This is a genomic window from Oscillibacter sp. UBA6647 (assembly GCA_002455655.1).
Lineage (GTDB): Bacteria > Bacillota > Clostridia > Oscillospirales > Oscillospiraceae > Oscillibacter.
Genome location: DKLF01000058.1, coordinates 1 through 5,157, shown reverse-complemented (window position 1 = coordinate 5,157; position 5,157 = coordinate 1). Strand labels below are relative to the sequence as shown.

At 56.7% G+C, this 5,157-nt stretch carries 8 protein-coding genes; 7 read left to right on the top strand and 1 reads right to left on the bottom strand.

What is annotated here, in order from left to right:
- Window positions 1-63 precede the first annotated feature (63 nt).
- Complete coding sequence (locus B2W96_RS04625; RefSeq protein WP_293009012.1) at window positions 64-1,338, bottom strand: glycosyl hydrolase family 18 protein; 1,275 nt, start codon at window positions 1,336-1,338, stop codon at window positions 64-66.
- A gap of 288 nt (window positions 1,339-1,626) precedes the next feature.
- On the opposite strand from B2W96_RS04625, the gene B2W96_RS04620 reads away from it, so the two are divergent.
- The 7 genes from B2W96_RS04620 to B2W96_RS04590 all read left to right on the top strand — a co-directional run.
- Window positions 1,627-2,520: a LysR family transcriptional regulator gene (locus B2W96_RS04620; RefSeq protein ID WP_293009011.1), complete on the top strand. Its 894-nt coding sequence runs from the start codon at window positions 1,627-1,629 to the stop codon at window positions 2,518-2,520.
- 37 nt (window positions 2,521-2,557) lie between these two features.
- Window positions 2,558-3,022, top strand: coding sequence for a Na+/H+ antiporter subunit E (locus B2W96_RS04615; RefSeq protein ID WP_293009010.1), 465 nt, complete (start codon window positions 2,558-2,560; stop codon window positions 3,020-3,022).
- Window positions 3,019-3,351 carry a monovalent cation/H+ antiporter complex subunit F gene (locus tag B2W96_RS04610; RefSeq protein WP_293009009.1) on the top strand — a complete coding sequence of 111 codons (333 nt, stop codon included), beginning with the start codon at window positions 3,019-3,021 and terminating at the stop codon, window positions 3,349-3,351. Before B2W96_RS04615 ends, B2W96_RS04610 begins: the two co-directional genes overlap by 4 nt.
- Entirely contained in the window at window positions 3,341-3,664 is a 324-nt protein-coding gene (gene mnhG, locus B2W96_RS04605; protein ID WP_293009008.1) for a monovalent cation/H(+) antiporter subunit G, read from the top strand. Before B2W96_RS04610 ends, mnhG begins: the two co-directional genes overlap by 11 nt.
- Window positions 3,661-3,912, top strand: a complete 252-nt coding sequence (locus tag B2W96_RS04600) for a hydrogenase subunit MbhD domain-containing protein (protein WP_293009007.1) — start codon at window positions 3,661-3,663, stop codon at window positions 3,910-3,912. The genes mnhG and B2W96_RS04600 overlap by 4 nt, the downstream gene beginning before the upstream one ends.
- Entirely contained in the window at window positions 3,905-4,792 is an 888-nt protein-coding gene (gene mbhE, locus B2W96_RS04595) for a hydrogen gas-evolving membrane-bound hydrogenase subunit E (protein WP_293009006.1), read from the top strand. Before B2W96_RS04600 ends, mbhE begins: the two co-directional genes overlap by 8 nt.
- Window positions 4,792-5,157: sodium:proton antiporter (locus B2W96_RS04590; protein ID WP_293009005.1), on the top strand; the 366-nt coding region annotated here is incomplete at its 3' end. The genes mbhE and B2W96_RS04590, both read left to right, overlap by 1 nt.

Here is a 5,157-nt window from a genome sequence, read left to right as displayed (position 1 = left end):
CCCGCGGAGTTTTGCTCCGCGGGGCCGCTGTGATTTGGCTGGGGAGGAAGCAAGAAAGATGATTCAAGAGAGGTCGTACAGCGAGGCCATAACGAGGTAAAGCTGAGAAAAGGGACGGGTGACGTTCCAGATGCCCGCGCCCTGAAAGCCGTATTCCCGGATGAGGAGGAGGCGGGCAGAGAGACTGCGCGCGTCGTCAAACCAGACCTCGTGGACCGCGCCGTCCTGATCGGTATAGTGGAAAAAGGGGGCCTGCGTCGTCTCGTCATACTCAATGGCGACATCATATTGGATGGCCAGCTCGATGGCCCGCTGATTGGAGATGGACTGGGCCTTGGACTCGCCGGCCACAAAGGGGAGAGTCCAGTCGTAGCCATAGTTGGAAAGGCCGAGGAAAACTTTTTCAGGGGGAATCTGCGTGACGGCATAGTCCAGCACCGCCCGGACCTGCGGCAGGGGAGAGACAGGCATGGGAGGACCGTAAGTGTAACCCCATTCGTACGTCATTAGGAGGACGGCGTCCACGGAGGAGGAGATGGCGGCATAGTCGTGGGCTTCATAGAGCAGGCCCGGCTGGGCGGACGAGGTTTTGGGCGAAAGAGCCGCCCAGACAAAATAGCCCTGCGCACCGAAAACGCGGCGCAGGCGGGCGAGAAAGTCCGTATAAGGCTGGGCCAGAGCGGCGGGAAGAAACTCGAAATCCACGTCGATTCCCGCAAAGCCCTTTTCGCGCAGTAGGGCATCTACATCGGAGATAAGCCGGTTTTGTGCGGCCTCGTCTGTGAGGACCAGCGTGGCGCGCTCGGAGTCAAACTGATCCTCCTCCGTGTAGGAGGAAAGATGAAGCACAGGCCGCGCCCCATGGGTTCTGGCGGAGAGCAGCAGCGCGTCGTCGTTCAGCGGGAGAAGGCCCCCTTCCGCCGTGATACCGTAGGTAAAGGGTGTGAGATAGGTGAGGTATGGCGTTTGTGCGTCCAGCAGCAGCGTGTCGGTAAAGGGGTAAGCATAGCCGTTGAAAATGGCGGAGTCAGTGGGCGGGTCCTGATAAGCGATGACAAGCTCCATCCCTTCCTCCAGCGCGGGAAGACCGCCCAGACTCCAGTTGTTCTGATAGAGCTTCCGGACACTTACGCCATATTCCGCTGCAATGGAAGTCAGCGTATCTCCGAAACGGACGGCATGGACCAGCTCCGGAAATCGGACAACCAGAGTTTGTCCCACTGCAAGAGCGCCGGAGGCTCCCACCTCGTTATCCGCTGCCAGTCGGAAGGGATCAACCCCATAAGCGGCGGCGATGGAATCGACGGTTTCGCCGGCGGCGACCACATGAATCATCATTTCAACATTCCCCCTTGTTGGAAAAGCCTATGCGAAGACGAGGAGGGATATGCGAGGAAAAGAGCCGCCGGAAAAGATGGCGGTCCTTTTTACGGAGAAGAGCCAGCAAGCGGACTGCTGCTTCCAAATACCGGAAAAAGGACGGGAGGATATAAAAAACCGGCATAAAACGGATTTATGAACAGACATAAAAAAATCTTGCATTTCAAAAATAAATACGATAACATAAAGAAGGATATTAGAGAATGTCCTATTTGTACTAAGAAACATGAAAGGGCGGCATAGCGCGTGAACATAAAAAAATACGAGGCGTTCGTCCGTGCCGTGGAGCTGGGGAGCCTGTCGAAAGCGTCCGAAGAGCTTGGGTATACGCAGTCGGGCATCAGTCACATGATGCAGTCTCTGGAGGATGAGGTGGGATTTTCCCTGATGATTCGCACCTCCTCGGGCATTCGCCCCAATTCCGAGGGGGAGATGTTGCTGCCCATTATCCGCCAGCTATTGAGCACCAACGAAAATCTGGAGCAGAACATTGCGAAGATCAAGGGCGCGGATACGGGGCATATTCGGATTGCATCCTTTTCCAGCATGGCCAGTTACTGGCTTCCAAACATCATCAGCGCCTTTCAAAAGGACTATCCCAATGTGGAGATTCAGATCATTGAGGGGGGCGCGGACCGCATCAACGCCATGATGGACGCCCACGAGGCGGATTTGTGCCTGTACACCGGCGGAGAAAGCCGGTCCTTTGACTGGCTGCCTCTGTGCAGGGACGAGATGCTGGCGCTGCTACCGCCGGGCCACCCTTTGACGGAGAGAAATTCCGTACCTGTAGAGGCGTTTAAAAATGAGCAGTTTATTATGCCCATGGCGGGTTATGACTACGAGGTACATCATGTGCTGGACCAGTTGGAACACTACCCACACATCCGCTTTTCCGCCTGCAACGACTATGCAATCGTCAATCTGGTGACGGCGGGGCTGGGGGTTTCCATCCTGTCGGAGCTGCTTTTGCGCAACTATCGCAGCGACGCGGTGGCCATGCCGCTGGACCCGCCCCAGTACCGCATTCTGGGAATGGGCGTGCCGCAATTGAAATCCGTGTCCCCCGTGACGCGGAATTTTATAAGGTATGTGCAGGAGTACGCGAAAGAGCGGCCTGGCGCAGACAAACTCCCGTGAGGGGACGGCAGGAAATTTAACCGAAGGGGGCGGCGGCTTGCTGATTTTACTGTTTGGACTGTGGATATTTTTATCGGGAGAGTTGGACCTTGAGGTCTGCATCATCGGGGGCGCCGTTTCCGCAGGAATATACCTGCTGGCCTGCAAAACTCTGGGATACAGTCCCAGGGGAGACTGGGCGGCTTTGAAAAAAACGGGCAGCGCCATTCGGTATCTCGCCTATCTGGTGAAGGAGATGCTTTTGGCGGGACTGGTGGTCATGCGTCTTATTTACACAAAGGGACGGAACATGGAACCAAGACTTATCTGGTTTCGGACGGATTTAATGCACCAGAGCGCCCGGGCCGCTCTCAGCGACGCCATTACGCTGACAGCGGGGACCATTGTCGTATCTCAGGAGGAAAATCTTTTGTGCGTCCACACGCTGGATGCGTCTCTTGCCAAGGGGCTGGAGCATGGCGAATTTGAGCGAAAGCTGCTGGGCTTGGAGAAGAACGTATGACCGATGTGAAAAACGCGGCGCTGACGGCGGCGGTGGTTTTACTGGCGGTGCTGATGCTGGCCACGCTGGTGCGTGCGGTGATTGGTCCGCGGTTTACCGACCGGATTGTGGCTGTAAACATGATCAACACCATGGCCGTAGCGGTAATTGCCATCTTGTCGGTGCGGCTGGGCGAGGCCTTTTTGGTGGATGTGGCGCTGGTTTACGCCCTTTTGAGTTTTTTGACGGTGACGGTGATGGCCCGGATGGTGCTGATACGCCACTGGCGCAAGGAAAAGTGCGCCAAGGCTGCATTGGAGGAAGGGGAGACGGCGGAGCATGGGGAGTGACATAGTGACCGGGCTGGGGCTGGTATTTCTGGCCTTTGGCGTATTTACGTTTTTTACGGCGGTACTGGGGCTTTTCCGGTTTGACCGGGCCCTTAACCGGATGCACGCCGCCGCCGTGGGAGACGCGCTGGGAATTTTCTGCATTCTGATGGGGATTATTTTATTCCATGCGCCGACCCTTGCCTCCCTGAAGGCGCTGTTAATTCTGGTGTTTTTATGGATTACCAGTCCCGTGGCAAGTCACCTGATCGCGCAGGTGGAAACAGTCACCAATCCCAATCTGAAGGCGGAATGTAAGGTGGAGATACGATGACGCTATTGGAAAATATTTTGCTGGTTGGCTTGATTGTCTGCGCGGCGGCGGCTCCGCTTTGTAAGCGGCTGCTGGCGTCGGTCATTGTGTATCTCTCGTTTTCCGTGATGCTGGCGGTGCTGTGGAGCGTGCTGGAAAGCCCGGATTTGGCCATGACGGAGGCGGCGGTTGGCGCGGGCGTCAGCGGGATCCTCTTCTTTCTGACGCTGAAGAAAATCAATGCGCTGAAAGGAACGCGGGATGAGTGAGCGGGGCGGATGGAAGCGGTTTGCCGACTGGGTGAACGGCGAGGTGGAGGCCGGAGACCCCACAACCCAATATGTGATGGACCATCGGCGCACCGCGCGGCCACAGGAGACGCACGAACTGCATGAGGCGCGGGAGAAGCTGCGGCTGAAAAAATTCCTTGGGCTGTACCCGCTGGCGGCAGGACTTTTGTGCGTGATGCTGATTTTTATTCTACTGTCCACGGTGATTTATATTCCGCCCTTCGGGCAGCCGGGAAACCCCACCAACAACGAGGTGTCCCGCCACTATCTGGAGAACACGGTGGAGGAGACGGGCGCCAGCAACGCGGTGACGGGCATGATTTTGTGCTATCGCGGGTTTGACACGCTGGGGGAGAGTTGCGTGTTGTTTCTGGCGGTGAGCAGCGTGATGATTTTGCTGCAAAGGGACAAAAACAACACCGGAGAGCGGGCGCAGCTAAGACTGAAACGAGAGGATGCTGCGGAGCGGACCCATGAGGACAACATCCTGCAAAAGTCCGCCAAGCTTCTCATTCCGTTTGTCTTCCTGTTTGCGGCATATGTGCTGATGAACGGAGAGTCGTCCCCGGGAGGGGGCTTTTCCGGAGGCGCGATTCTCAGCGGAGGACTGATTTTGTATTCCGTTGCCTTCGGGCCGGAGCGGCTGAGCAGGCTGCTGACCCGCAGCCTGTACAACGGCGTGCGGGTGGTGGGGCTGATTGCCTATACGCTGACCTACGGCGTGTATATCTTTGCGGGGGCAAATGGACTCTCCATCGATATGGAGTGGATGATGACGGTGATCGAGCTGGCGGTGGGGCTGGTGGTGGCCTGCGCTATCTATGGATTCTACGCAATGTTTCAAAGGGGGAAGATCTGATGCCGCAATTGGTTGCGCAGAACCGCTTTGCCGTGGTGGCGGTGATTTTATTCGGAATCGGACTTCTGAACATGATGCTTCAGCAGAATCTGGTGAAAAAGGTCATCGGGCTGAGCATCATGGATTCTGCCATCTTTATGCTGCTTGCATCTTTGGGGTATATCGAGGGACACGGCGCACCCATTGTGGAAGAGGGAGCCGCCAACGCTTCGCTGTACATCAACCCGATTCCCAGCGGGTTGGTGCTGACGGGAATCGTGGTGTCCGTCAGCGTGACGGCGTTTTCTCTGGCGCTGGTGCAGCGCATCTACCAGCGGTATGGAACCGTTGAGCTGCCCGAACTGCTGGAGCGGGCCAAGAAGGAG